Consider the following 23,757-nt stretch of genomic DNA (forward strand, 5'->3'; position numbering starts at 1 on the left):
GAAGGCTCCTCCGGGAGCCTTTTTGTTGCCCGTACACTGGAGCCATGCCCTTTCGCAGCCCCATCAAGCATTGCCGCAACTGCGGCACGGCCGTCGTCTACCGCATCCCCGACGACGGCGACACGCACGAGCGCGCGGTCTGCCCGGCCTGCGACACCATCCACTACGAGAACCCGCTGAACGTCGTCGGAACCGTGCCCTACTGGGGCGACCAGGTGCTGCTGTGCAAGCGCAACATCGAGCCGCGCTGGGGCAAGTGGACCCTGCCAGCGGGATTCATGGAGCTGAACGAGACCACCGCGCAGGGCGCTGCCCGCGAAACGGATGAGGAAGCCGGGGCGAAGTACGAGATGCAGGGGCTCTTCGCCGTGCTCAGCGTCGCGCAGGTGGGCCAGGTGCATCTCTACTTCATCGCCCGCCTGCTGAGCGACCAGTTCGATCCCGGGCCGGAGACCATCGAGGCGCGCTTGTTCCGCGAGGATGAAATCCCCTGGGAGGAAATTTCCTTCAAGACGGTGCGCGAGACGCTCGTGCGCTACTTCGACGATCGGCGCAAGGGCAGCTTCGGCGTCCACACGATCGACATCGTGTGACCCGCCCGCCCGCGCCTACTGCGGGCCCTGGCGGACCTTGCTGTCTTCCCGCAGGCGGATCTCTTCGCGGCGCTTGACGCACAGCGGGTGGTTGCGCGTGCCGGCCTTCTCGCAGGCTTCGGCCAGGCAGAACTCCCGCGACAGGAACACCCTGTCCTTGCAGGCGTCCACCGCGCTCATGTTCCCCGCCGTATTCGGCGTGGACGACGCCGCCCGGGTTTCGCTGCGCACCGGCGCGGAAGGCGGGGCGGACGGCGTGGCGATGGTGGGCTGCTCGACCACGGGCGCGGACGCGGGCTTCGGCTTGACGGCACTGGCGGTGCGGCGCGGGGCGCTCGGCCTGGCGGCCGGCGCGCTGGCCGCCCTGGAAGCGGGGGCGCTGGCGGAACTTGCGCGGGACGATGCCGCCGGTTCAGGCGTGCTCGCGACGTTGAGCGGCGCGGCAACGACCGGCACGGCGGCACCGGGCACTACGCCGGCCGGCGAATCGACCGGCGCCGCCGCTACCGCCACGGGCATGGAGGCTGCGGCAGTCGACGCGGACGCGCCGGGCGCTGCCGACGGCAAGCTGCCCTGCGGGGCGCGACCGCTGAACATCAGGGCTGCGGCGATCCCCGCGGCCGCGATGGCGGCAATCCCGGCGAGCAGGGCCGCAGGCTTTTTGCGCGCAGGGGCCGCGGGCGGGGAAACAGCGGGTGGCGCAGGCGCATCGGCCGGGGGTAGCGCCGCGGGCACGGCTTCGACCGAGTCGGCCTCCGCAGCCGCCACCACCGCTTCTTCGCGCGGCTGCACGAGGGTCTTGGTGAAGTCCGTTTCCTCCCTGGATGCTGTCGATGGCGCCGCTGCCTGCGGCGGCAGAGTGGGTTCGCGCAACGGCGGCGCCGCGCTGCCCGGCTGGCTCGCATCCGCCCCCGGCGCGGTCGGCGCGGCCGGTGCGGCCGCCGCGGCCACGGGCAAGGGCCGAACGAACGACGGCGTGGTGCCCGAGTGCAGCAGGCGGGTGGCGTCGAGGTCCTGCTCGGGCGGCACGCGCGAGCCGCTCAGGATGGTCTGGTCGGGGCCGCCCGCGCCATCGCCGGTGAGCTTGCGCAGTCGCTTGCGCGCGAGGTCCGCATAGATGCCCGCCGGAAACTTCTGCAGGAAGCCGTCGAGCTCTTCCGCGTCGTTGGAATCCTTGATGTCCTTCCAGTAGACGAGCTCGAGCTCCTGCGTCACGGTGGAGCCGCCGGGGGCGGTCGCCACGGCGCCCACGCCGGTATTCGTGTGGCCGCCCTTGGAGCCGGTGCCCGGCCCTTCCGGCTGCTTGAACGGGTTGGCGGGCGGCACGACCGTCTGGTCTTCCGCCCGGCGGATTGCCGACTGCAACGCGCTCGCAAAGTCGCGTGCGGTGGCGAAGCGCTGCTCGCGGTCCTTCGCGAGCGCTCGCGCGACGACGGCGTCGAGCGCGCCGGGCAGCCGCGAGTTGAACGAGCTCGGCGGCGCCGGCGTGTGGCCGATGATCTGGTGGATGATCGAAAAGTCGTTGTCGCCGTCGAACGGGCGCTTGTCGGTGAGCAGCTGGTAGAGCACCACGCCCACGGAAAAGAGGTCGGCGCGCGAATCGATCTTCAGGCCCTGCACCTGTTCGGGCGACATGTACTTGAGCGTGCCCACCATGCTGCCCTGCGTGCGCGTGGCCTCGCCGGAATCCTGGATGCGCGCCACGCCGAAGTCGGTGAGCTTCACGCGGCCGCCCGGCTCGATCAGCAGGTTGGCGGGCTTGATGTCGCGGTGGACGATGCCCTGCTTGTGCGCGTAATCCAGCGCGGAGAGCAGGTCGCGGATCATCTTGAGCGACTGCTCGAGCGTGTAGCGCACCCCCTTGTCGAGGTGGTGCTTCATGTCGTCGCCCTGGATGTACTCCATCACCAGGAAGGCGATGTCGCCGTCCCTGTCGGAGTCGTAGACGCTGACGATGTTGGGGTGCTGCAGGCGGGCGGCGGACCGCGCCTCGGTGCGGAAGCGGTGCTCGTACTCGGCCGCGGCCTCTTCGGAGAGATTCTCGACCTTGACCGTCTTGATGGCGACGCGGCGGTCGAGGTTCGGGTCCCGGCCCTCGTACACGATGCCCATCGCGCCCTTGCCCAGAACACGGATCAGATCATAGCGGCCAAGCTTTTTGAGACTCACGACTACGGGTGTCCGGGAAGCGGGGAGAAGCCGATTCTAGCTGGACACTATCGCCGGGGCGCCTTTCGCGCTCAATGCTTGCGCGGCGGTGTCTCGCGGCGGATACGCAGGCTCTCGCGCATGTACGCCTCCGTGAAGTACTTGTCGAGCAGGCGCGCGGCCCACTTCGCGCGATCCTTGCCCTGCTGGTCGTAGTCGCGCACGTAGGCGTCCCAGGCGCGGGTGCTTTCGAAGAGCTTGGTCCCGCTGCCCAGCAGCCGCGCCTTGAGCGCTTCGGGCGCGAACTCCTTCAGGACGGACTCCATCGCGCTGCGGGTCGCCGCGCCGCTGGCCGTGTTGTGCGCGATCAGGTCCACCAGCAGCTCCCGCACCGCGCGCTCCGCGCTGATGAACCCGATGCCCGCCGCGCGGCCGCCGAAGAGGTAGCGCAGCTTGGTGTCGTTCGGCCAGTCGGTCTTGAGCGGGTTGTTGTCCTTCACCGCGACCGTGGTGCGGTCCTCGGCGCGCAGGTCCTTCTTCACGCCCACGGCGTTGGAATGCAGGTCCAGCACGCCGAGCACGAGGGTCCGAACCAGGCGGCCGATGGCCTCGAGCTCGCCTTCGCTCAGGGTGCCCAGGGATGCGGCATCGATGCCCAGCCCGCGGAAGAAGGAGGGCACGTCCGCCGGGCCCAGGGATGCGGCGTCGATCGCGCCGCCGCCGAGCCCGCCGGGACCGAAGGTCGTCTCGAACCCCCAGTCGCCGAACGGGTCGTCCTCCGCCGCTTCCGCGCGCGGCGCGCCGGTCCTGTCTTCCTCGCGGTCGAACACGGCCCACGGGTCGGCATCGTCCTGGTGCGGCGCGGGCTCCGGCGCCGCCTGCGCCATGTCCGACGCCGTGACGGTGTACTCCGCGACCTTCAGCGTCTGGCCGGGGGGCAGGACGCCACGAGCGCCGGGGGGCGCCTCGCCGAAAGGCATCTCGATGCCGTTGACGACCGACAGCACATGGAAGTGGAGCTCGCCGGACTGCAGCTTCAGCGACAGGTGGCGGCGCGAGACGTTGCGCTCGGGATCGGGCAGCACGACACCGCAGTCGGAGTCGCGGCCCAGCACGAGTTCGGGCTGGCCCTCTTCCAGGCGGACCACGATGTCGAGCGCGGGTCCCGCGATGCGAAGGTCGATCGCCATGGAGGAGCGCGCCTTTCCGGGCGTCAGGCCTTGACGGAGAACAAGACCACCGGCGCGCTCTCGGCTTCGCGCTCGCAGCCCAGCACGATCTGCCCCTGCCCCACGAGGTAGCACTCGGTGCGGCGCAGCACCAGGGGCTCCACCTGGTTGCCCATGTAGACCCAGGTGCCGAAGCTGGAGTTGTCGTTGAGCACGTAGTGCCCGCCGCGCCACTCCACGGTGGCATGCACGCGCGACACGCGGGAATCATTGAGCGAGAGCGATGCCGTGGCCGCCCGGCCCAGCGAAAGCTTCTCGCCGCGGGGCTCCAGGCGCAGCGTCCGGCCCAGCGCGGACATCTCCAGCACCGCATCCTTGCTCGCCTTGAACATGGACACGCCCATCACGGTGGCGTCCGCGTCGCGATCCACCTGCCAGTCCACGCGGAATACCTCCGTCGCCTCGTTCTTGCCGCGAAGGTACATCGGGCCGAGGCTGCGCAGTTGCGACTGCTGCTGGGGCGGCAAGGCGGCGCGAACCCGTTGGGTGGCGAGGATCTGCTCCGCGCCCGCGAGGTCCGCCAGTCGAGCCGCGCTGTTGACCGCGTCGCCATAGCAGTCGCCGTCGATCTCCACCACTTCGCCGGACTCCACGCCCATCTGCATCTGGATGGGGCTGCCGGTCCCGCCCGCGTAGACGGGCTTGTCCTGCAGGCGCTTCTGGATGGCGACGCAGGATTCGACCGCGTCGCTTTCCTGCGGGAAGACGACGAAAAGGCCGTCGCCGAGCAGCTTCACCACGCGGCCGTTGTGCTGCTCAAAGGTCTTGCTGAGAGCGCCGGTGAGTTGGGTGACGAAGCGCCCCGCCGTCTCGTCGCCGAGCCGCTCGAAGATGCCGGTGCTGCCGCACAGGTCTGCAAATACGACTGTGGCCACGGGTCGATCAGCGCAAGGCGCCGTTGGCTGGATTGAAGGGCATCGCCCGGATTTTATGCATGCACACGATTCGCACAACCTCCACTTGCGGCGCCAAAGAAAAAGGGCCAACAGGCTTAAACCTGCTGGCCCTCGGGATCAATGCGTGGTCGGCGTGGCGGGATTCGAACTCGCGACCCCTTGCACCCCATGCAAGTGCGCTACCAGGCTGCGCTACACGCCGACAAGCCAACGAGTATAACCCAGCGCGCGGACGACTCCGGCAATCAGTGGGTCGCGGACAGCAGGTCGCGGATTTCGAACAGCTCACGGCGAACGAGCAGCAGTTTCTGCGACACGAGGTCGCGCTCTTCGGGTGGCGCGCTGTCCTCGAAATCCTCGAAGGACGAATCTTCGACCTCGATGACTTCCACGCCCTCGAGCATCACCTCGCCGGCGCGGCGCTTGTCGCGCTCGACCTGCACGAGCTCCTGCAGCTTGTTGCGCGCGCCGCTGATGGTGAAGCCCTGGTCGTAGAGCAGGTCGCGGATGCGGCGGATCATGAGCACCTCGTGGTGCTGGTAATAACGCCGGTTGCCCCTGCGCTTCATCGGCCGCAGCTGCGTGAACTCCTGCTCCCAATACCGTAGCACGTGAGGCTTGACGCCACACAGGTCGCTGACTTCGCCGATGGTGAAGTAGCGCTTGGCGGGGATGGCAGGAAGGGCTTTCTCCATGTAAATCAATGCTGTAGGAGAGAAAGCTACAAGGTTACTCTAAGTCGCCCCGCCATGCAAAGGCCATTCGCGGGCCTTTTGCCATGTGTTGTTTCGGCTCATCGGGCGGGCAAGCGCCCCGCAGGCTGCGCCCTACTCGACCGCGATGTCGCCGTTGCCCTGGATCTGTTCCTTGAGCTTGTGGCTGGCGTGGAAGGTGACGACGCGGCGCGCCTGGATCGGGATCGCCTCGCCGGTGCGCGGGTTGCGCCCGGGACGCGGCGCCTTGGTGCGGATTTGGAAATTGCCGAAGCCGGAGATCTTGACGTCCTGGCCATCGACGAGGCTGTCGGAGATCAGGTCGAAGAACGCGTCGATCATGTCCTTGGACTCGCGCTTGTTCAGCCCGATCTGCTCGAACAGGAGTTCGGCGAGTTGCGCCTTGGTCAGCGCGGGTGTCTCCAGGCTTTCGACCGCGAAGTCCATCGCGTCGTCGGAAACGGTTGTCGCAAGCGCGGCCATGATGCTTATCCCCTCAATCGGCCGCCGACGCGGGCGGCAATACGGTCTACCACGGCCTTGACCGCCGCGTCGATTTGCTCGTCGGTCAGTGTGGCTTCGCCACTCGCGAGCGTCAAGCGCACCGCAAGGCTTTTTTCGCCCAGCGCGAGGCCCGGCGTCGCCTGCTTCGGTTTGTAGACGTCGAACAACATGGCGTCGCGCAGCAACCCGCCCGTGTCGGACGAATGAACGGCGTCCATGACGGCGTCGTGCGTCACCGCATCGGCCACGATCACCGCGATATCGCGTTGCGCCGGCTGGAAGCGCGGCACGGGCTGGAAAGCGGGCAGATCGTGCCGCATCACGGCGTCGAGGTCGAGCTCGAACAGCACCGGCGCGTGCGCGAATTCCCACTGCTGGCGCCAGCGCGGGTGCAACTCGCCGACGTGCCCGACCAGGACGCCGTCCTGCCACACCGAAGCGCACCGTCCCGGGTGCAGCGCGGGATGCTGCGCCGGCTTGAATTGCGCGCGCGCAGGCGTCAGCAGCGATTCGACGTCGCCCTTGATGTCGTAGAAGTCGACCCCGGACACCTTGCGGCTCCATTGCAGGCCATCGGCATCGCCGTAGGCCAGTCCGGCCACGCGCATCGGCTGCCGGATCCCGTGCACGGTGGTGTCGGTGGTCTCGACGCCTGCGTCGCGCGTGAAGACGCGGCCCAGTTCGAAGACGCGGACGCGCTCGGCCTTGCGATCGAGATTGAACTTCAGCGCCTGCAGGAGCGAGCCGACCAGCGACGAGCGCATCACGCTCATCTGGCTTGCGATGGGGTTCAGCAGCTTGATCGGCTGGGCATTGCCCGCGAGTTCGCGCTCCCAGCTTTCCTCGACGAAGCTGAAGTTGATTGTCTCCTGGTAGCCCAGGGCGGCCAGCAGGCGACGGACCGCGAACTTGCTGCGCCGGGATTCGGGCGCCAGGCGGGCGGTGATCGGCGCGAGCGGCGGTATGGTGGGCAGGCGTTCGAAACCGATGATGCGCACCACTTCCTCGATCAGGTCTTCCTCGATCGCCATGTCGAAGCGATGCGGGGGCGGTGTCACGGTGAGGACGCCCGCCGAGGAACTGACTTCGAGGCCCAGACGCTCCAGCGCGCCCCGGCACTGCGCTTCGTCCAGCGGCATGCCGATGACCTTCGCCGCGCGCGTGACGCGCAGCTTCACCGGCTTTCGCTCGGGCAGGCTGAGGACCTGGTCGTCCATCGGCCCGGGTTCGCCGCCGCAGATGTCCAGGATCAGGCGGGTGATGTGCTCGATGTGTTCCACCGTGAGGCTCGGGTCGACGCCGCGCTCGAATCGGTGGCCCGCATCGGTGGAGAAGTTGTAGCGGCGCGAGCGGCCCTGGATCGCCTGCGGCCACCAGAACGCGGCCTCGACGTACACGTTGCGCGTCTCGTCGGAGACGGCCGTCGCGTCGCCGCCCATGATGCCGGCGAGCGACTCCACTTCGCGGTCGTCGGCGATGACACCGACCTCGTCGTCGACGGTGACCGTGTTGCCGTTCAGCAGCTTGAGCTGCTCGCCCGGCTTGCCCCAGCGCACGTCGAGCGCGCCGTGGATCCTGTCGAAATCGAAGATGTGCGAAGGGCGGCCGTACTCGAACATCACGTAGTTGGAGATGTCCACGAGTGCCGTGACGCTGCGCTGGCCGCAGCGCGCGAGCCGGTCCACCATCCAGGCGGGTGTCTTCGCCTTCGTGTTCACGTTGCGCACGACGCGCCCGGAGAAACGTCCGCACAGGTCGGGCGCGGAGACCTTGACCTTCAGCTTCGCGCCATTGGCCGCCGGCACCGGAGGAAACGCCGGCGTCTGGAGCGGGGCGCCCGTCAGTGCGGAGAGCTCGCGCGCCACGCCGTACACGCTCAGCGCATGCGCGAGGTTCGGCGTGAGCTTGAGCGTGAACAGCGTGTCGTCCAGGTGCAGCACCTCGCGAACGTCGGCGCCGATGGGCGCATCGGCCGCGAGTTCGAGCAGGCCCGCGTGGTCCTCGCTCAGCTTCAGTTCGCGCGCGGAGCACAGCATGCCCTGGCTTTCCACGCCGCGCAGCTTGCCCAGCTTGATGAGGAAGGGCTGGCCGTCGTCGCCGGGCGGCAGCTCCGCGCCGACGAGGGCGCAGGGCACGCGGATGCCCGCACGCGCGTTCGGTGCGCCGCAGACGATGTTGAGCAACGCGCCCTGCCCCACGTCCACCTGGCACACGCGCAGGCGGTCCGCGCCGGGGTGCTGCACGGCTTCCTTGATCTCGCCCACCACGATCTTGCTGAAAGGCGGCGCGGCGGGGCGCAGGTCCTCGACCTCGAGGCCGCCCATGGTGAGCGTGTCGGCGAGTTGTTGGGTGGTCAGCGGCGGGTTGCAGAACTCGCGCAGCCAGGACTCGGGAAATTGCATGTTGCCTAGACGTGAGGGTTAGCGGAACTGGCGCAGGAAGCGGATGTCGCCGTCGAAGAACAGGCGCAGGTCGTTCACCCCGTAGCGCAGCATCGTGAGGCGATCCGGGCCCATGCCGAAGGCAAAGCCGATGTACTTCTCGGGATCGAGCCCCATGTTGCGCACGACCGTGGGATGGACCTGCCCCGAGCCCGCGACCTCGAGCCATTTCCCGGCGAGCGGGCCGCTCTGGAACTGGATGTCGATCTCGGCGCTCGGCTCGGTGAACGGGAAGAAGCTCGGCCTGAAACGAAGTGCCAGGTCATCGCTCTCGAAAAACGTGCGGCAGAAGTCGGTGAAGACGACCTTCAGGTCCTTGAAACTGACGTTCTCGCCCAGCCACAGGCCTTCGCACTGGTGGAACATGGGCGAGTGCGTGGCGTCGCTGTCGACGCGGTACGTGCGACCGGGGGCGATCACGCGGATCTCGGGCATGGCACCGCCCTGCTTGACTCGCTCCGCGTACTTCTTGATGTGCGCATGCGCGTAGCGCACCTGCATCGGGCTCGTATGCGGGCGCAGGTTGTAGTGAATGCCGTCGTTGCCCTGGATGTCGACGTAGAAGGTGTCCTGCATCGAACGCGCGGGATGGTTCGGCGGATTGTTGAGCGACGTGAAGCTATGCCAGTCGCTCTCGATCTCCGGGCCGTCGGCGACGTCGAAGCCCATGCTCGCGAAGATCAGCTCGATGCGCTCCAGCGTGAGGCTCACGGGGTGCAGGCCCCCGGGTTCCCGCGCGCGGCCGGGCAGGGAGACGTCCAGCGCTTCCGCCTTGAGCTGCGCGTCGAGCTCGGCGTCGGCCAGCGCCTGGCGGCGCTCGTTCAGCGCCGCTTCGATCGCCTGCTTGGCGGCGTTGATCGCGGCGCCGCGCGACTTCTTCTCCTCCACGCTGAGCGCGGCCATGCCCTTCATCAGCTCGGTGATGCGGCCGGACTTGCCGGTGAAGAGCGCCTTGGCGTTCTCGAGGTCGGCAGGGGTCGCGGCCTGTCCGAAGGCCTGGCGCGCGGAGTCGACGATGGAATCCAGATCTGTGGTCATAGAAGCAAAAAAAACAGGGCTAGAGCCTGTGGCCCTAGCCCTGTCTTGGTTGGTGGCACCGGTGCGCCGTGAACTCAAGCAGCCAGCTTGGCCTTGACTTGTTCCACGATGCCCGCAAAAGCAGCCTTGTCGTGCACGGCGATATCGGCGAGGACCTTGCGGTCGATCTCGATGCCGGCCTTGCGGATGCCATTGGCGAACTGGCTGTACGTCAGGCCGCACTCACGGGCTGCCGCGTTGATACGCGCGATCCAGAGCTGGCGGAAGACGCGCTTCTTGGTGCGGCGATCACGGTAGGCATATTGCCCGGCCTTCATCACCGCTTCTTTGGCGATCCGGAATACGTTGCCGCGGCGGCCGCGGAAGCCCTTGGCGAGGGCGAGAACTTTTTTGTGGCGGGCGCGAGCCGTGACACCACGTTTGACGCGAGGCATGTGTTTTCTCCTTGTTCGTCTGGGTGTTACAGGCCGGCGAACGGCAGCATCTGCGCCATGTGACCCATATTGGTCTCATGGACGGCCGTCGGGCCGCGCAGGTGGCGCTTGTTCTTGGTGGACTTTTTCGTCAGGATGTGACGCTTGAAAGCCTGGCCGCGCTTGACGGTTCCACCGGGACGAACGCGGAAGCGCTTTTTCGCCCCGCTCTTGGTCTTCATCTTGGGCATTTGCATGCTCCTTTTACTTTGTGCTCGTGAGGCGTCGCGGAGACTGATCCGCGCCTTGTAGGCCCCGAGACACTTGTTTGGAAAGCCCGTTTCCGGGCTCTCCGCTCAATACCCCCGAAGGGGCGTTGATCCACTCCCGAAGGAGTTCGATTCTTAAGCCGAAGCGCCCTGCGGTGCTTCGGCGGCGGGTTTCACCGCCACTTTCTTCTTGCCCGGCGCGATCATCATGATCATCTGCCGGCCTTCCAGGCGCGGGAACTGCTCCACGATGATCAGGTCGGCGAGCTCGTCGCGGATCTTGTTCAACAGGGCCATTCCCAATTCCTGGTGCGTGATCTCACGGCCGCGGAACCGCAGCGTGATCTTGCACTTGTCGCCTTCGGCCAGGAAGCGCCGGATATTGCGCATCTTGATGTTGTAGTCACCGTCGTCGGTGCCCGGCCGGAATTTGACTTCCTTGATTTCGATGACCGTCTGCTTGGCTTTCGCTTCCGCCGCCTTCTTCTGCTCCTGGTACTTGAACTTGCCGTAGTCCATCAAGCGGCAAACCGGGGGGTTCGCCGTGGCGGCAATTTCGACCAGGTCCACATCCAGCTCCCCTGCCATGCGCAGGGCTTCCGCCAGGCTGACGATGCCCAGGGGTTCGTTCTCGGGGCCGGAGAGGCGTACTTCCGGGGCCATGATTTCCCGGTTCAGGCGGTGTTTGCGTTCCTCGCGGTGGCGACGGTCGCGAAATTCAGTAGCGATGGTTCAAATCCTTCAAATCGATGCTATCCAATTGATAGCGAAACTGCCTTGGTACGCGCCGGCAAGCGGTGAACTCAGGGTGAACTCATTGCTTGTTTCGGATGTCCTGGGCGATTCTTTCGGAAAATTCGGCCAAGGTCATCACGCCGAGGTCCTGGTTGCCCCGGGCGCGCACCGCGACAGAGCCGGCTGCCCGCTCCTTGTCACCCACGACGAGGATATAGGGAAGCTTCTGCAACGCGTGCTCCCGTATTTTATACGTAATTTTCTCGTTGCGCAGGTCCTGCTCAACCCTAAGCCCTTGATTTTGCAGCGTTTTGACCACTTCCCGGGCGTAGTCGGCCTGCGAGTCCGTGATATTGAGCACGGCCACCTGGACGGGTGCCAGCCAGGCGGGCAACGCGCCCGCGTGGTGCTCGATGAGCATGCCGATGAATCGCTCCAGGCTGCCGACGATGGCGCGGTGCAGCATGACGGGGTGCGCCCGGCCGCTCGTTTCCGTCACGTACTCCCCGCCCAGGCGCTCGGCCGTGTTGAAGTCCACCTGCATCGTCCCGCACTGCCACTGGCGGCCCAGCGCGTCCTTGAGCGTGTATTCGATCTTCGGGCCGTAGAAGGCCCCGTCGCCCGGCGACACGACGAAGTCCACGCCGGAGCGCCGCAGCGCTTCCATGACCGCATGCTCGGCCTTGTCCCACAGCTCATCGGAGCCGACGCGGTTTTCGGGCCGCGTGGCGACCTTGTAGAGGATGTCGTTGAAGCCGAAATCCTTGTAGACCGCCTGCAGCTGGGCCGTGTAGTTGACGCACTCCTCCAGGATCTGGTCTTCCGTGCAGAAGATGTGACCGTCGTCCTGCGTGAAGCCGCGCACCCGCATGATCCCGTGCAGCGCGCCGGACGGCTCGTTGCGGTGGCACTGGCCGAATTCCCCGAAGCGCACCGGCAGGTCCCGGTAGCTCTTGATGCCGTGCTTGAAGATCAGCACGTGGCCCGGGCAGTTCATCGGCTTGAGCGCGTATTCGCGCTTTTCGCTCTCCGTCGTGAACATGTTCTCGCGGTAGTTCTGCCAGTGCCCCGTCTTCTCCCACAGGCTCTTGTCCAGGATCTGCGGGCCCTTGACCTCCTGGTAGCCCGTGCTGCGGTAGACCTGCCGCATGTACTGCTCGACGGCCTGCCAAATCGCCCAACCCTTGGGGTGCCAGAACACGACACCCGGCGCGACGTCGTCGATGTGGAACAGGTCGAGCTCGCGGCCGAGCTTGCGGTGGTCGCGCTTCTCGGCTTCCTCGAGCATCGTGAGGTACTGCTGCAGTTCGTCCTTGCTGGCCCACGCCGTACCGTAGATGCGCTGCAGCATCTCGTTGCGATGGTCGCCGCGCCAGTAGGCGCCGGCCACCTTCATGAGCTTGAAGAACTTGAGCTTGCCCGTGCTCGGCACGTGCGGGCCGCGGCACAGGTCCTCGAAGGCGCCTTCTCGGTACAGCGACACGTCCTCGCCCTGCGGGATGCTGCCGATGATCTCGGCCTTGTAATGCTCGCCCATGCTCTTGAAATGCGCGACGGCTTCGTCGCGCGGCAGCACGCGCCGCGTCACCGGCTCGTCCTTCGCGGCGAGTTCGCCCATGCGCTTTTCGATCGCGACGAGGTCTTCGGGCGTGAACGGGCGCTTGTACGAGAAGTCGTAGAAAAAGCCGTTGTCGATCACCGGGCCGATGGTCACCTGCGCCTCCGGGAACAGCTCCTTCACCGCGTAGGCGAGCAGGTGGGCCGTCGAGTGGCGGATCACGTCCAGGCCCTCGGGGTCCTTGGCCGTGACGATGGAGACGGCGCTGTCCTTGGCGATCGTGAAGCTGGTGTCGACGACCTTGCCGTCGACCTTGCCGGCGAGCGCGGCCTTGGCGAGGCCGGCGCCGATGGAAGCGGCGACCTCGGCGACCGTGACCGGGCCGGGATATTCGCGTTTGGAACCGTCGGGAAGCGTGACTTGGATCATGGTGATGTGGAAATCGGGAAACAAAAAAGCGCGGTCGTGAGCCGCGCTTGATTGGGATGCTTCGAAGAGCTCAGTGCACGCGACTACGCGACCATCAAAGGGTCGTGGAACCTTCCAGGGTAGTTCGCGGTGTCATAACCAGGGTGCCTTTCTCGCTCTTGCTGCCATTGACGCAATGGATGCGCCGATTCTAACCCGCGGTGACGAAACCCGTGCCGCCGCAGCGCGTACAGGGGGTGATCACCGTCTGCTTCTCGACCTCGAAATTCTCGTTGATGTTCTCGCTGTCGATGCGCAGCTCGCCCGTCCCGCCGCAATCCGGGCACTTGGCCTGGCTGAGCTTGGAGGCGTCGAACACGCCCGTCTTCTCGTTGTCTGCGCTCATGGGGCCCGCCCGTCTCCTGTGGATGTGTGCGTACTCTAGCGGCCAGCCCCAACGGCGGCAAGCGGGCCGCACCCAAGAGAAACGGCCCCGAAGGGCCGTTTCTCACAGATTCGCCACAGGCGTTACCCGTGCTTCTGGTCGTCGAAGAACTGCTCGTCTTCCGTCGACCCCTTCAGGGCGGCCGTAGAGGCGTTGGCCTCGATCGTCGTGGTCACGGCGTCGAAGTAGCCCGTGCCCACCTCGCGCTGGTGCTTCACGGCCGTGAAGCCGCGCTCCGCCGCGGCGAATTCCTTCTGCTGCAGCTCGACGAATGCCGTCATGTTGTTGCGCGCATAGCCGTAGGCAAGCTCGAACATCGAGTGGTTCAGGCTGTGGAAGCCGGCCAGCGTGATGAACTGGAACTTGTAGCCCATCGCGCCCAGCTCCTTCTGGAACTTGGCGATCGTCGCGTCGTCCAGGTTCTTCTTCCAGTTGAAGGACGGCGAGCAGTTGTAGGCGAGCAGCTTGCCGGGGAACTTGGCGTGGATCGCGTCGGCGAAGTCCTTGGCGAACTTCAGGTCGGGCGTGCCGGTCTCGCACCAGATCAGGTCGGCGTACTCGGCGTAGGCCAGGCCGCGGCTGATGGCCTGCGCCAGGCCCTTCTTCGTGCGGTAGAAGCCTTCGACCGTGCGCTCGCCCGTGAGGAACGGCTTGTCGTTGTCGTCCACGTCGCCAGTAACCAGGTCGGCGGCTTCCGCGTCGGTGCGGGCCAGCAGGATCGTGGGCGTGCCCATCACGTCGGCGGCCAGGCGCGCGGCGATGAGCTTCGCATTGGCTTCGCGCGTGGGGACGAGCACCTTGCCGCCCATGTGGCCGCACTTCTTCACGGAAGCGAGCTGGTCCTCGAAGTGGACGCCGGCCGCGCCCGCTTCGATCATGGCCTTCATCAGCTCGAACGCGTTCAGCACGCCGCCGAAACCTGCTTCCGCATCGGCCACGATGGGCGCAAAGTAATCGATGTAGCCCTCGTCGCCCGGGCCCTTGCCCTCGCTCCACTGGATCTGGTCGGCGCGGGCGAAGGTGGCGTTGATCTTCTTCACGACCTTCGGCACCGAGTCCACCGAGTACAGCGACTGGTCGGGGTACATCTCGCCGTTGCTGTTGGCGTCGCCCGCCACCTGCCAGCCCGACAGGTAGATGCCCTTCAGGCCGGCCTTCACCTGCTGCATCGCCTGGTTGCCCGTGAGCGCACCCAGCGTGTTGACGAAGGGTTCGGTGTTGATGAGGCTCCAGAGCTTTTCCGCGCCGCGCTTGGCGAGCGTGTGCTCGATCTGCAGGGAGCCGCGCAGCTTGACCACGTCGGCGGCGCTGTAGCCGCGCTTGATGCCCTTCCAGCGGGGGTTCTCGGCCCAGTCCTTTTCGAGTTGGGCGATCTGCTGTTCGCGGGTCAGGTGGGTCCAGGATGTCATGTTCACTCCAGAAGGTTGATGGAAAACCGGTGCGGCGACGGTGCCATGCAAGCCCGATGCCGATGGATGAACTGTAAGTCTTCTACAAGAGTTTGTGAGCGTCTTGTGTCTTATACAAGACTAAATTTAATTTCCTTATAAATCAAATAGTTATCACGCCAATTCCTCCATGTGAAAAATCATTTCTTGTATTGAGAAAAAATGGCGCGGCGCAGCATGACGTCTTTTCACAATGCAGAAAGAGATTCACGCTGGGTGAAAAAGGATCCAGTCGCCGTGCCCGATCAGCCGCTTGCCCCGCACCCTTTCGGGATTGATCTCGTACACGAGGCACTGAAATGGCCGTCCCTCCACCTCGATCTCCAGCTCGCGCTTGAAGTACTCGCTGTCCGCGCCCGGCACGATCGCCTCGATCCCGTCGAGCACGGCCTCGAGCGCGGGCGAAATCGCGTAGACCTCGCCTACCACCGTCACCGCCTCGTCGCCGCCCAGCGTGAGGCCCGGGTACCAGTCGATGTGGTACAGGCGTCCCTTCACCTCTCCCATGCCCACGTAGCGCGGCGGCGGGTGCAGGCGGTTGATGTCGTTGCTGCCGCCGCGGCGCAGCGTGCCGTAGACGAAGACGTGGCGATCGCTGGGTTCGGGCATGATCCGTGGCGTCTTGAAAAATCGCCATTCTGAATGAGCGCAGCCCACCGGCGCATCGCCGCCTACGCCTGCCTCGCGCTGAGCATGTCGCTCGTCGGCAGCTACGTCGCCCTGTCCAAGCCGCTCGTCGCGGCGATCCCGGTCTTCCTGCTCGCGTGGATGCGCTTCGGCATCGGCGGCCTCGCGATGCTGCCCTGGCTGCGCAAGCCCGCGGGCGAGGCGCCGATGTCCGCGGCCACGCGCCGCCTCGTCTTCCTCGAGTCCTTCCTCGGCAACTTCCTCTTCTCGATCTGCATGCTGTTCGGCGTGAGCATGACGAGCGCCGTGTCGGCCGGCGTGATCATGGCCGCCATCCCCGCATTCGTCGCCCTGCTGAGCTGGGCGTTCCTGCGCGAACGCATCGCGGCGCGAACCTGGGCGGCGATCGCCTGCGCGGCGGCGGGCATCGCGCTGCTCGCCTTTGCGGGCCCTCCAGCGCATTCCCCCGGCGCGACGCCGGGCGCGCGCGCCCACGCGTGGCTGGGCAACCTCCTCGTGCTCGGCGCGGTGCTGTGCGAGGCCGCGTACGCCGTGATCGGCAAGAAGCTGACCGGCGTGCTGGGTCCCAAACGCATCTCCTCGCTGATCAACCTGTGGGGCTTCGCGCTCGTGACGCCGCTGGGCGCCTGGACTGCGCTGCATTTCGATTTTTCCTCGGTGGCGCCCGGCACCTGGCTGCTCCTTCTCTTCTATTCGCTCGCGGCGAGTGTGTGGACGGTGTGGCTCTGGATGACGGGCCTGCAGTCCGTTCCGGCCGCGCAGGCCGGTGTGTTCACGGTGATGCTGCCCGTCTCCGCGGCCCTCGTGGGCGTGCTCGCGCTCGGCGAGCAACTCAGCGGCGTGCAGCTGCTCGCGTTCGCCTTCGCACTGGCCGGCGTGGTGCTCGCGACGCTCGGAAACGAGCGTGCGATGTGACGCTCCAGAGGAGAAATCCCGTGTGGCGGCGCGGTGTTGATGCTGTTTTCTCTCGCGATGCGCGAAGCGCGCGAGGCACGCGGCCCTCGCGAAACATGCGCCGCCAGAGGGAAAACGGCCTCGAATCGCGAGTGAAAAAAACGACACGCCCCAATGAAAAAAGCGATTTTTCGCTTGGAAACGCGTTTTTTCTCCAGTAGCATCCGCAGTGCCAGAGGGAGTGCAAGCTCCCGGTGGTGATCACTCAACTTCTAGAAGGAAAATCAATCATGGCAACTGCAAAGAAAGCTGCGAAGAAGGCGCCCGCCAAGAAGGCCGCCCCCGCAAAGAAAGCTGCTGCAAAGAAGGCTCCGGCCAAGAAGGCAGCACCGGCGAAGAAGGCTGCTGCGAAGAAGGCGGCACCGGCGAAGAAGGCCGCTCCGGCCAAGAAGGCGGCTGCGAAGAAGGCTCCGGCCAAGAAGCGCACCCCGAACGCCGCGTTCATGAAGGCACTCACGCCCAGCCCGCAACTCGCGGCCGTGGTCGGCTCGGCTCCCCTGCCGCGCACCGAGGTCGTCAGCAAGCTGTGGGCCTACATCAAGAAGAACAAGCTGCAGGACTCGATGAACAAGCGCATGGTCAACGCCGACGCCAAGCTGAAGGAAATCTTCGGCAAGGCCCAGGTCTCCATGTTCGAGATGGCGGGCCTCATCGGCAAGCACGTCAAGTAAGGCGCGCTTCCCGTACGTGTCGCGCAATTGCGCGATACTCCAAAGGCCGGTACCCACCGGCCTTTTTCATTTCCGCCGGTTACCGCCGGCACAGCACACGGGACCCTCATCCATGGATTCCATCGAGACACTCGCCAGGCGAGCCGCCCCCGCCGCCGACTTCTGGTCGGCCCGCGCCCTCACCGAACAGACCGAGCGCATCGGCGTGCGCGACGACGTGCCCGAGCCGCCCTCGCGGCGCCGCGACGCGGGCGTCATGGTGAGCGTGATCAAGCAGGGCGGCCTCGGCTACGCGGCCACCAGCGACCTCTCGGAGTCCGGCCTGAGGCGTGCCTTCGGTCGCGCCGCGGAGCTCGCGCAGGCCAGCGCCGCTCGAAGCGTCTTCGACTACCGCCAGGTCGCCATGCCGAAGCCCCGCGGCAGCTACCGCTCCCCCAACGAACGGCCGGCCGCGGCGGTCTCGCTGCGCGAGAAGTTCGACATGGTCCAGGGCGTGTGCGCCAGCGCGAAGATCGGCCCCGACATCGTCGACCGCTCGGCCTCGATCTGGACCACGCACACGCGCCAGGTGCTCGTCACTGCCGATGGCGGCCTGCTGGAGCAGGAGTGGGACTTCATGGTGCCCGGCATCGAAGTCGTGGCCTCGGCCAACGGCGACACGCAGACGCGCTCCGCGGCGGGCCAGTACAACGGGTTCTGCCAGCAAGGCGGCCTCGAAGTGCTGGACCGTTCGGGCTTCGCGCAGGATGGCGTGCGCGTGGCCCGGGAGGCCGTTGAACTCGTGCATGCGCCCAACTGCCCCACCGGCGAGATGGACGTGCTGCTCATGCCCGACCAGATGATGCTGCAGATCCACGAGAGCATCGGCCATCCGCTCGAGCTCGACCGCATCCTGGGCGACGAGCGCAACTACGCCGGGACGAGCTTCGTGACGATGGACATGTTCGGCAGCTACCAGTACGGCAGCGAGCTCCTCAACGTGAGCTTCGCGCCCGACGTGACCGAGCAGTTCGCCACTTTCGGCTGGGACGACGACGGCGCGGCGGCCGAGCGCCAGTGGATCATCCGCAGCGGGCTGCTCGTGCGCCCGCTGGGCGGCACCGTGTCGCAGGCCCGCGCCCGCGCGCTCGGGCTGGATCTGGGCGGCGTCTCCACGACCCGAGCCTGCAGCTGGAACCGCGCCCCGATCGACCGCATGAGCAACCTCAACATCGAGCCGGGCCACTCCACACTCGAAGCGATGATCGCGAGCATCGACCACGGCATCCTGATGCGCACCAACTCGTCGTGGAGCATCGACGACTCTCGCAACAAGTTCCAGTTCGGCTGCGAATACGGCCGGATGATCCGCGGCGGCAAGCTCGCGGAAGTGGTGAAGCGCCCCAACTACCGCGGCATCTCCGCCGGTTTCTGGCGCTCGCTCGCGATGGTGGGCGACGCCGGCACCTTCGAGGTGATGGGCACGCCCTACTGCGGCAAGGGCGAACCGAACCAGGTCGTGCGCGTCGGCCACGCGGCGCCGGCGTGCAAGTTCACCAACGTCTCGGTGTTCGGGGGTGCGGCATGAAGCGCGCGTACTTCGAGCAACTCGCCGGCGCGGTCTGCACCGTGATCCCCGGCGTCGAGGGCACCAGCCTGTACCTCGCGGCGGAAGAATCCGACTTCATCCGCTTCAACCACGCGCAGGTTCGCCAGGCCACGCACGTGGAGCAAAGCAGCGCGAGCGTGTCGGTGGCCGCCGGCCAGCGCCGCGCGACCGGCACGGTGCCGCTCAGCGGCGACGCCGCGGCGGATATCGCGGCCCTGGTGGCGGAGCGCGATGCCCTCGTCGCGCAACTGGCCCTGGTCCCCGAGGACAAATACCTGCTGCTGCCCGAGGTGATCGCCTCCACCGAACGCGAATCGCAGGCGCGCCTGCCTTCGGCCGCCCAGGTGATCGAGGCCGTCGCCACGCATGGCGCGGGCGCCGACGTCGTGGGCTTCTATGCCGGCGGCCCGATGATCCGAGCCTATGCCGACAGCCGGGGCCAGCGCAACTGGCACAGCGTCGCGAGCTTCCACTTCGAGTGGTGCGTTTACCGCGCGGGGGACAAGGCGGTGAAGGCCTCCTATGCGGGCACAGACTGGAGCGACGCCGAGTTCGGAGCGCGCATGGCGCGGGCCCGCGCGCAGTCGGAACTCCTCGAGCTCCCCCGCAAGACGCTGACCCCCGGCGACTACCGCGTGTACTTCACGCCGGTCGCCGTGGCGGAACTGCTCTCCACGCTGAGCTGGGGCGGCTTCGGCCTCAAGGCCCTGAAGACCGGCGTGAGCACGCTCCTGCACCTGCACAAGGGCGACGTGAAGCTCGCGCCGTCGGTCCGGCTCGTCGAGGCCACGCGCGACGGCATCGCGCCACGGTTCCAGGACGATGGCTTCGTCAAGCCCGACGCGGTGGCACTGGTGGAAGGCGGCCGCAGTGCCGGCACCCTCGCCTCGCCGCGCACCGCGCGCGAGTACGGTGTGGCCGCCAACGGCGCCGGCGGGGGCGAAGCGCCCGAATCGCTGCTGCTGGCGGGCGGCGACCTGCCCTCCTCCGAAGTGCTCGCCGCGCTGGGTACCGGTGTCTACGTGAGCAACCTGCATTACCTCAACTACAGCGACCGCATCGCTTGCCGCATGACGGGCATGACGCGCTTCGCGTGCTTCTGGGTGGAGGACGGCAAGCTCGTCGCGCCGATCTCGGTGATGCGCTTCGACGACTCCTTCCTGCGCATGTTCGGCGCCGGGCTGGTCGCGCTCACGCGCGAAACCGAGCTCGTGCCCGACAGCGGCACCTACGGCAGCCGCCAGCTCAGCAGCGTGACGGCGCCCGGCGCGATCGTCGAGGGTTTCCGCTTCACCCTGTAGCGCCTGCGTCCCGCTTGCGCTTCAAAGCGCCTTCGGTGATGGCGGAGAGCGAGCCGCGCGTGGTGATGACTTCCGGGTCGAGCATCACCTCGATGAGGGTGCCCTGCTTTCGTTCCAGCGCGGCCACGAGTTCGGCTTCGAACTCCTCCGTGCGCGTGATGCGCACACCTGCATAGCCGTACGCGCGGGCGAGGCCCGCGAAGTCCGGGTTGGCGAGCTCGGTCCCCGCGACGCGCTGCGGGTATTCGCGCTCCTGGTGCATGCGGATCGTGCCGAACATGCCGTTGTTCAGCAGCACGATGATGCTTTTCGCGCCGTACTGCGCGGCCGTCGCGAGTTCCTGCCCGTTCATGAGGAAGTCCCCGTCGCCGGCCATCGTGAGCGCGACGCGGCCCGTCACGATGTTCGCCGCGATCCCCGCGGGCACCCCATAACCCATGGAGCCCACGGTCGGCGCGAGCTGCGTCTTGTGGCCCTTCACGAGCCCGTGGTGCTTGAAGAAGCGGTGGACCCAACTCGCGAAGTTGCCCGCGCCGTTGGTCATGACGGCGTCTTCCGGCAGGTGCCTGGCCAGCAGGCCGACGATCGCCGGCATGTCGATGTTGCCCGGCAGCTTCTGCGGCACCAGGTTGCCCTCGTAGTCCGCGTGCGCCGCCTCCGTCCAGGCCGCCCAGGGCAGCTCCGGCGGCGCCGTGAGCACTTCCAGCGAGCGCGCCGCCGCGTTCATCGTCGCGTTGATCGCGAGGTCCGCCTGGTAGACCCGGTTCAACTCCTCCGCGCTCGCGTGGATGTGGATCAATTTCTGCGCGGCTTTCGGCGGCGTGAGCAGCGTGTAGCCACCGGTCGTCATCTCGCCCAGGCGCGGGCCGATCGCCAGGATCAGGTCGCTCTCCTTGATGCGCGCCGCGAGTTTCGGGTTGAGGCCGATGCCGACGTCGCCCGCGTATTGCGGGTGGTGGTTGTCGAAGGTGTCCTGGAAACGGAAGGCGTTGCCCACCGGCAGCTTCCAGTTCTCGGCGAAGCGCTGCAGGGCCTGAGCGGCCTGCGGTGTCCAGCCGCCGCCGCCCGCGATCACGAAGGGCTTCTTCGACTGCAGGAGCATCTCGCGCACCTCGCGCAGCGAACCCGGGTCGCTCCAGGCCTGCACCGCTTCCACGCGCGGCAGCGGACGCGCCTTGGTGTCCTTGACGAGCATGTCCTCCGGCAGCACCAGCACCACGGGCCCGGGCCGTCCGTTCATCGCCGTGGCGAAGGCGCGGGACACGTATTCGGGAATGCGCTCCGGGTCGTCGATCCGCTCCACGCGCTTGGCCATGCCCTTGGTGCTCGGCCCGAAGAAGTTCATGTAGTCGACTTCCTGGAACGCCTCGCGGTCGCGCTGGTCGCTCGCGACGTCGCCGACGAAGAGCACCATCGGCGTGGAATCCTGGAACGCGGTGTGCACGCCGATCGAGGCATTCGTCGCGCCGGGGCCGCGCGTCACGAAGCACACGCCGGGGCGGCCGGTCAGCTTGCCATGCGCCTCGGCCATGTACGCGGCGCCGCCCTCCTGGCGGTTGATGATGAAGCGGATCCGGTCCCGATAGGCATGGAAGCCGTCGAGCACCGCGAGGTAGCTCTCGCCCGGCACGCCGAACACATGGGTGGCGCCCTGGGCGACGAGGCATTCCACGATGAGGTGACCGGCGATCTGTGTCATGGCTTCTTGACTCGATTAACGATTTGGTGAATTATCAGCGGATGCCCCGCGCCCCTGCCCCGCCCCCGGAAGAGAAACTGCGCGACGCCGACCGCTCCCAGGCCGTCATCTTAGCCGCCGCACGCGACGAATTCGCCGAGAGCGGGCTCGGCGGCGCGCGCATGGACCGCATCGCGGAACGCGCGGGCCTGAACAAGCGCCTGATCTACTACTACTTCGAGGACAAGGAGAAGCTGTTCCAGGCCGTGCTCGAGCAGACCTACCTTCACATCCGCGAGGAGGAGCGCAAGCTGAACCTGCTCGCGCTGGCGCCGGCGGACGCGGTACGGCGCCTGATCGAGTTCACCTGGCAGTACTACCTGGACCACCCCGAATTCCTCACGCTGCTCAACAGCGCGAACCTGCATCGCGCGCGGCATCTCGAAGGCTCGGACCGCGTGCGCGAGATGAATTCGCCGCTCATCGCGACACTCGGCGAAATCCTGGAGCGGGGCCGCAAGGACGGAAGCTTTCGCGGCGGCATCGACCCGGTGCAGCTCTACGTCTCGATCGCGGGCCTGTCGTACTTCTACCTGTCCAACAGCCACACCCTCTCGGCGATCTTCGGCCGCGACCTGCTCGCGCCGAAAGCCCGCAGCGAGAGGCTGTCGCACATGGTGGAGCTGGTGCTGGGGTATGTGCTGCGCTGAATGTGGCGCCAAAACCAACTGGCCGGACGCAGAATTCACAGAGGTTACGCAGAAAAAAGACAAGAAAAATTCAAATGCATTCTTGGCTTTTTCTGGGCTTCTTCTGCGTAACCTCTGCGAATTCTGCGTCCGGCCAAGTCCTTGATTGACAACGCACTCCCTTTTCGGAACAATTCACCATCTAGTGAATCAAGGGTTTGCCATGGCAACGCAACGTCTCGGAATCATCATGCACGGCGTCACCGGGCGCATGGGCATGAACCAGCACCTGATCCGCTCGATCGTCGCGATTCGCGCGCAGGGCGGCGTGCCGCTCGCCAACGGCGACAGGGCGATGCCCGACCCGATCCTCATCGGCCGCAATGCGGACAAGATCGCGGCACTCGCGAAGGCCCATGGCATCGAGCGCTGGGGCACCGACCTCGACAAGGCGCTCGCCAACAAGGACGACACCATCTTCTTCGACGCGGGCACCACGCAGATGCGCCCCGCCCTGCTGGCCAAGGCGATCCGCGCCGGCAAGCACGTGTACTGCGAGAAGCCCATCGCGACCAACCTGAACGAAGCCGTCGAAGTGGCACGCCTCGCGCAGGAGGCCGGCGTGAAGAACGGTGCGGTCCAGGACAAGCTCTTCCTGCCCGGCTTGCGCAAGCTCGACATGCTGCGCCGCGCGGACTTCTTCGGACGCATGCTCTCGGTGCGGCTCGAATTCGGCTACTGGGTGTTCGAAGGCGACCTGCAGCCGATCCAGCGCCCGAGCTGGAACTACCGCAAGGAAGAAGGCGGCGGGATGATCCTGGACATGATGTGCCACTGGCGCTACGTGCTCGACAACCTCTTCGGCCAGGTGAAGTCCATCTCGTGCCTCGGGGCGACGCACATTCCGCAGCGCTGGGATGAGGCAGGCAAGCCTTACGCGGCGACGGCCGATGACGCCGCCTACGCCATGGCCGAACTGGTCGGGCACCACGGCGAGCCGGTGATCGCGCAGATGAACATGTCCTGGGCCACGCGCGTGCGCCGCGACGACCTCGTCACCTTCCACGTGGACGGCACGCACGGCTCGGCTGTCGCAGGCTTGCAGGAGTGCCGCGCGCAAAGCCGCGTGACGACGCCCCGCCCGGTTTGGAATCCGGACGTCAAGCAGACGATGAACTTCTTCGACCAGTGGCAGGAAGTGCCCGACTCGCAGGTCTACGACAACGGCTTCAAGATCCAGTGGGAACACTTCATCCGTCACGTGGTGGAGAACGAGCCCTATCGCTGGACGCTGGCCGAAGGCGCCAAGGGCGTGCAGCTCGTGGAGGCGGCGCTGCAAAGCTGGCAGGAACGCCGCTGGATCGACGTGCCCGCGCTCGCGGTCTGAGGA

Annotated in this window: 22 protein-coding genes and 1 tRNA gene; 7 read left to right on the plus strand and 16 right to left on the minus strand. The window is 66.6% G+C overall.

Annotated elements, in window-relative coordinates:
- Positions 1-44: 44 nt before the first annotated feature.
- Positions 45-593: an NUDIX hydrolase gene (locus tag I5803_RS04295; protein ID WP_196985168.1), complete on the plus strand. Its 549-nt coding sequence runs from the start codon at positions 45-47 to the stop codon at positions 591-593.
- A gap of 15 nt (positions 594-608) precedes the next feature.
- Here the strand turns inward: I5803_RS04295 and I5803_RS04300 are convergent, their stop codons facing one another.
- From I5803_RS04300 to I5803_RS04370, 15 genes are all read right to left on the minus strand, one after another.
- Positions 609-2,762, minus strand: coding sequence for a serine/threonine-protein kinase (locus I5803_RS04300; protein WP_196985169.1), 2,154 nt, complete (start codon positions 2,760-2,762; stop codon positions 609-611).
- Positions 2,763-2,833: 71 nt separating this feature from the next.
- Entirely contained in the window at positions 2,834-3,931 is a 1,098-nt protein-coding gene (locus tag I5803_RS04305) for a type VI secretion system-associated FHA domain protein (RefSeq protein WP_196985170.1), read from the minus strand.
- 23 nt (positions 3,932-3,954) lie between these two features.
- Positions 3,955-4,845 carry an adenylate/guanylate cyclase domain-containing protein gene (locus tag I5803_RS04310; protein WP_196985171.1) on the minus strand — a complete coding sequence of 297 codons (891 nt, stop codon included), beginning with the start codon at positions 4,843-4,845 and terminating at the stop codon, positions 3,955-3,957.
- A 146-nt stretch (positions 4,846-4,991) separates the two neighbouring features.
- A tRNA-Pro gene (locus I5803_RS04315) sits at positions 4,992-5,068 on the minus strand.
- Between the two features lie 43 nt (positions 5,069-5,111).
- On the minus strand, positions 5,112-5,561 hold the full coding sequence (locus I5803_RS04320) for a MerR family transcriptional regulator (RefSeq protein ID WP_196985172.1): 450 nt from the start codon (positions 5,559-5,561) through the stop codon (positions 5,112-5,114).
- Between the two features lie 132 nt (positions 5,562-5,693).
- Positions 5,694-6,026, minus strand: coding sequence for an integration host factor subunit alpha (locus tag I5803_RS04325; RefSeq protein ID WP_196988452.1), 333 nt, complete (start codon positions 6,024-6,026; stop codon positions 5,694-5,696).
- Positions 6,027-6,067: 41 nt separating this feature from the next.
- Positions 6,068-8,485 (minus strand): phenylalanine--tRNA ligase subunit beta, encoded by a 2,418-nt coding sequence (pheT, locus tag I5803_RS04330; RefSeq protein ID WP_196985173.1) that lies wholly within the window; start codon positions 8,483-8,485, stop codon positions 6,068-6,070.
- An 18-nt stretch (positions 8,486-8,503) separates the two neighbouring features.
- The gene (pheS, locus tag I5803_RS04335) at positions 8,504-9,562 is read right to left on the minus strand and encodes a phenylalanine--tRNA ligase subunit alpha (RefSeq protein WP_196985174.1); all 1,059 of its coding nucleotides are present in this window, start codon (positions 9,560-9,562) and stop codon (positions 8,504-8,506) included.
- A gap of 74 nt (positions 9,563-9,636) precedes the next feature.
- Positions 9,637-9,996 (minus strand): 50S ribosomal protein L20, encoded by a 360-nt coding sequence (gene rplT, locus I5803_RS04340; protein ID WP_141511532.1) that lies wholly within the window; start codon positions 9,994-9,996, stop codon positions 9,637-9,639.
- A 26-nt stretch (positions 9,997-10,022) separates the two neighbouring features.
- Positions 10,023-10,226 (minus strand): 50S ribosomal protein L35, encoded by a 204-nt coding sequence (gene rpmI, locus I5803_RS04345; RefSeq protein ID WP_196985175.1) that lies wholly within the window; start codon positions 10,224-10,226, stop codon positions 10,023-10,025.
- Positions 10,227-10,379: 153 nt separating this feature from the next.
- Entirely contained in the window at positions 10,380-10,973 is a 594-nt protein-coding gene (gene infC, locus I5803_RS04350) for a translation initiation factor IF-3 (RefSeq protein WP_196988453.1), read from the minus strand.
- 85 nt (positions 10,974-11,058) lie between these two features.
- Positions 11,059-12,966 (minus strand): threonine--tRNA ligase, encoded by a 1,908-nt coding sequence (gene thrS, locus I5803_RS04355; protein WP_196985176.1) that lies wholly within the window; start codon positions 12,964-12,966, stop codon positions 11,059-11,061.
- 190 nt (positions 12,967-13,156) lie between these two features.
- On the minus strand, positions 13,157-13,351 hold the full coding sequence (locus I5803_RS04360; protein ID WP_196985177.1) for a hypothetical protein: 195 nt from the start codon (positions 13,349-13,351) through the stop codon (positions 13,157-13,159).
- Positions 13,352-13,473: 122 nt separating this feature from the next.
- Positions 13,474-14,781 (minus strand): isocitrate lyase, encoded by a 1,308-nt coding sequence (gene aceA / locus I5803_RS04365; protein WP_196988454.1) that lies wholly within the window; start codon positions 14,779-14,781, stop codon positions 13,474-13,476.
- 264 nt (positions 14,782-15,045) lie between these two features.
- Positions 15,046-15,447, minus strand: coding sequence for a gamma-glutamylcyclotransferase family protein (locus I5803_RS04370; protein WP_196985178.1), 402 nt, complete (start codon positions 15,445-15,447; stop codon positions 15,046-15,048).
- A 33-nt stretch (positions 15,448-15,480) separates the two neighbouring features.
- Between I5803_RS04370 and I5803_RS04375 the strand changes: the two genes are divergently transcribed.
- The 4 genes from I5803_RS04375 to I5803_RS04390 all read left to right on the plus strand — a co-directional run bounded on the left by I5803_RS04375 (position 15,481) and on the right by I5803_RS04390 (position 20,000).
- Positions 15,481-16,401: a DMT family transporter gene (locus I5803_RS04375; protein ID WP_196985179.1), complete on the plus strand. Its 921-nt coding sequence runs from the start codon at positions 15,481-15,483 to the stop codon at positions 16,399-16,401.
- A 269-nt stretch (positions 16,402-16,670) separates the two neighbouring features.
- Positions 16,671-17,111 (plus strand): SWIB/MDM2 domain-containing protein, encoded by a 441-nt coding sequence (locus tag I5803_RS04380; protein ID WP_196985180.1) that lies wholly within the window; start codon positions 16,671-16,673, stop codon positions 17,109-17,111.
- A 112-nt stretch (positions 17,112-17,223) separates the two neighbouring features.
- Complete coding sequence (locus I5803_RS04385; protein WP_196985181.1) at positions 17,224-18,678, plus strand: TldD/PmbA family protein; 1,455 nt, start codon at positions 17,224-17,226, stop codon at positions 18,676-18,678.
- The gene (locus tag I5803_RS04390) at positions 18,675-20,000 is read left to right on the plus strand and encodes a metallopeptidase TldD-related protein (RefSeq protein WP_196985182.1); all 1,326 of its coding nucleotides are present in this window, start codon (positions 18,675-18,677) and stop codon (positions 19,998-20,000) included. The genes I5803_RS04385 and I5803_RS04390 overlap by 4 nt, the downstream gene beginning before the upstream one ends.
- Here I5803_RS04390 and I5803_RS04395 read toward each other — a convergent pair.
- Positions 19,990-21,699, minus strand: a complete 1,710-nt coding sequence (locus tag I5803_RS04395; protein WP_196985183.1) for a thiamine pyrophosphate-binding protein — start codon at positions 21,697-21,699, stop codon at positions 19,990-19,992. The two genes, I5803_RS04390 and I5803_RS04395, sit on opposite strands and share 11 nt — an antisense overlap.
- Before the next feature lie 41 nt (positions 21,700-21,740).
- Here I5803_RS04395 and I5803_RS04400 point away from each other — a divergent pair, with 41 nt between their 5' ends.
- Both I5803_RS04400 and I5803_RS04405 read left to right on the plus strand, forming a co-directional pair.
- Positions 21,741-22,388, plus strand: a complete 648-nt coding sequence (locus I5803_RS04400) for a TetR/AcrR family transcriptional regulator (protein WP_196985184.1) — start codon at positions 21,741-21,743, stop codon at positions 22,386-22,388.
- A gap of 202 nt (positions 22,389-22,590) precedes the next feature.
- Entirely contained in the window at positions 22,591-23,754 is a 1,164-nt protein-coding gene (locus I5803_RS04405; protein ID WP_196985185.1) for a Gfo/Idh/MocA family protein, read from the plus strand.
- Positions 23,755-23,757: the final 3 nt, after the last annotated feature.

It is taken from the genome of Caenimonas aquaedulcis (assembly GCF_015831345.1).
GTDB classification, from domain to species: domain Bacteria; phylum Pseudomonadota; class Gammaproteobacteria; order Burkholderiales; family Burkholderiaceae_C; genus Ramlibacter; species Ramlibacter aquaedulcis.

Coding starts and splice junctions, on each gene's coding strand:
- I5803_RS04295 (WP_196985168.1), top strand. CDS start 45: ATGCCCTTTCGCAGCCCCATCAAGCATTGCCGCAACTGCGGCACGGCC.
- I5803_RS04305 (WP_196985170.1), bottom strand. CDS start 3,931: ATGGCGATCGACCTTCGCATCGCGGGACCCGCGCTCGACATCGTGGTC.
- I5803_RS04320 (WP_196985172.1), bottom strand. CDS start 5,561: ATGGAGAAAGCCCTTCCTGCCATCCCCGCCAAGCGCTACTTCACCATC.
- I5803_RS04325 (WP_196988452.1), bottom strand. CDS start 6,026: ATGGACTTCGCGGTCGAAAGCCTGGAGACACCCGCGCTGACCAAGGCG.
- pheT (WP_196985173.1), bottom strand. CDS start 8,485: ATGCAATTTCCCGAGTCCTGGCTGCGCGAGTTCTGCAACCCGCCGCTG.
- pheS (WP_196985174.1), bottom strand. CDS start 9,562: ATGACCACAGATCTGGATTCCATCGTCGACTCCGCGCGCCAGGCCTTC.
- rplT (WP_141511532.1), bottom strand. CDS start 9,996: ATGCCTCGCGTCAAACGTGGTGTCACGGCTCGCGCCCGCCACAAAAAA.
- rpmI (WP_196985175.1), bottom strand. CDS start 10,226: ATGCCCAAGATGAAGACCAAGAGCGGGGCGAAAAAGCGCTTCCGCGTT.
- thrS (WP_196985176.1), bottom strand. CDS start 12,966: ATGATCCAAGTCACGCTTCCCGACGGTTCCAAACGCGAATATCCCGGC.
- I5803_RS04360 (WP_196985177.1), bottom strand. CDS start 13,351: ATGAGCGCAGACAACGAGAAGACGGGCGTGTTCGACGCCTCCAAGCTC.
- I5803_RS04370 (WP_196985178.1), bottom strand. CDS start 15,447: ATGCCCGAACCCAGCGATCGCCACGTCTTCGTCTACGGCACGCTGCGC.
- I5803_RS04375 (WP_196985179.1), top strand. CDS start 15,481: ATGAGCGCAGCCCACCGGCGCATCGCCGCCTACGCCTGCCTCGCGCTG.
- I5803_RS04380 (WP_196985180.1), top strand. CDS start 16,671: ATGGCAACTGCAAAGAAAGCTGCGAAGAAGGCGCCCGCCAAGAAGGCC.
- I5803_RS04385 (WP_196985181.1), top strand. CDS start 17,224: ATGGATTCCATCGAGACACTCGCCAGGCGAGCCGCCCCCGCCGCCGAC.
- I5803_RS04390 (WP_196985182.1), top strand. CDS start 18,675: ATGAAGCGCGCGTACTTCGAGCAACTCGCCGGCGCGGTCTGCACCGTG.
- I5803_RS04395 (WP_196985183.1), bottom strand. CDS start 21,699: ATGACACAGATCGCCGGTCACCTCATCGTGGAATGCCTCGTCGCCCAG.
- I5803_RS04400 (WP_196985184.1), top strand. CDS start 21,741: ATGCCCCGCGCCCCTGCCCCGCCCCCGGAAGAGAAACTGCGCGACGCC.
- I5803_RS04405 (WP_196985185.1), top strand. CDS start 22,591: ATGGCAACGCAACGTCTCGGAATCATCATGCACGGCGTCACCGGGCGC.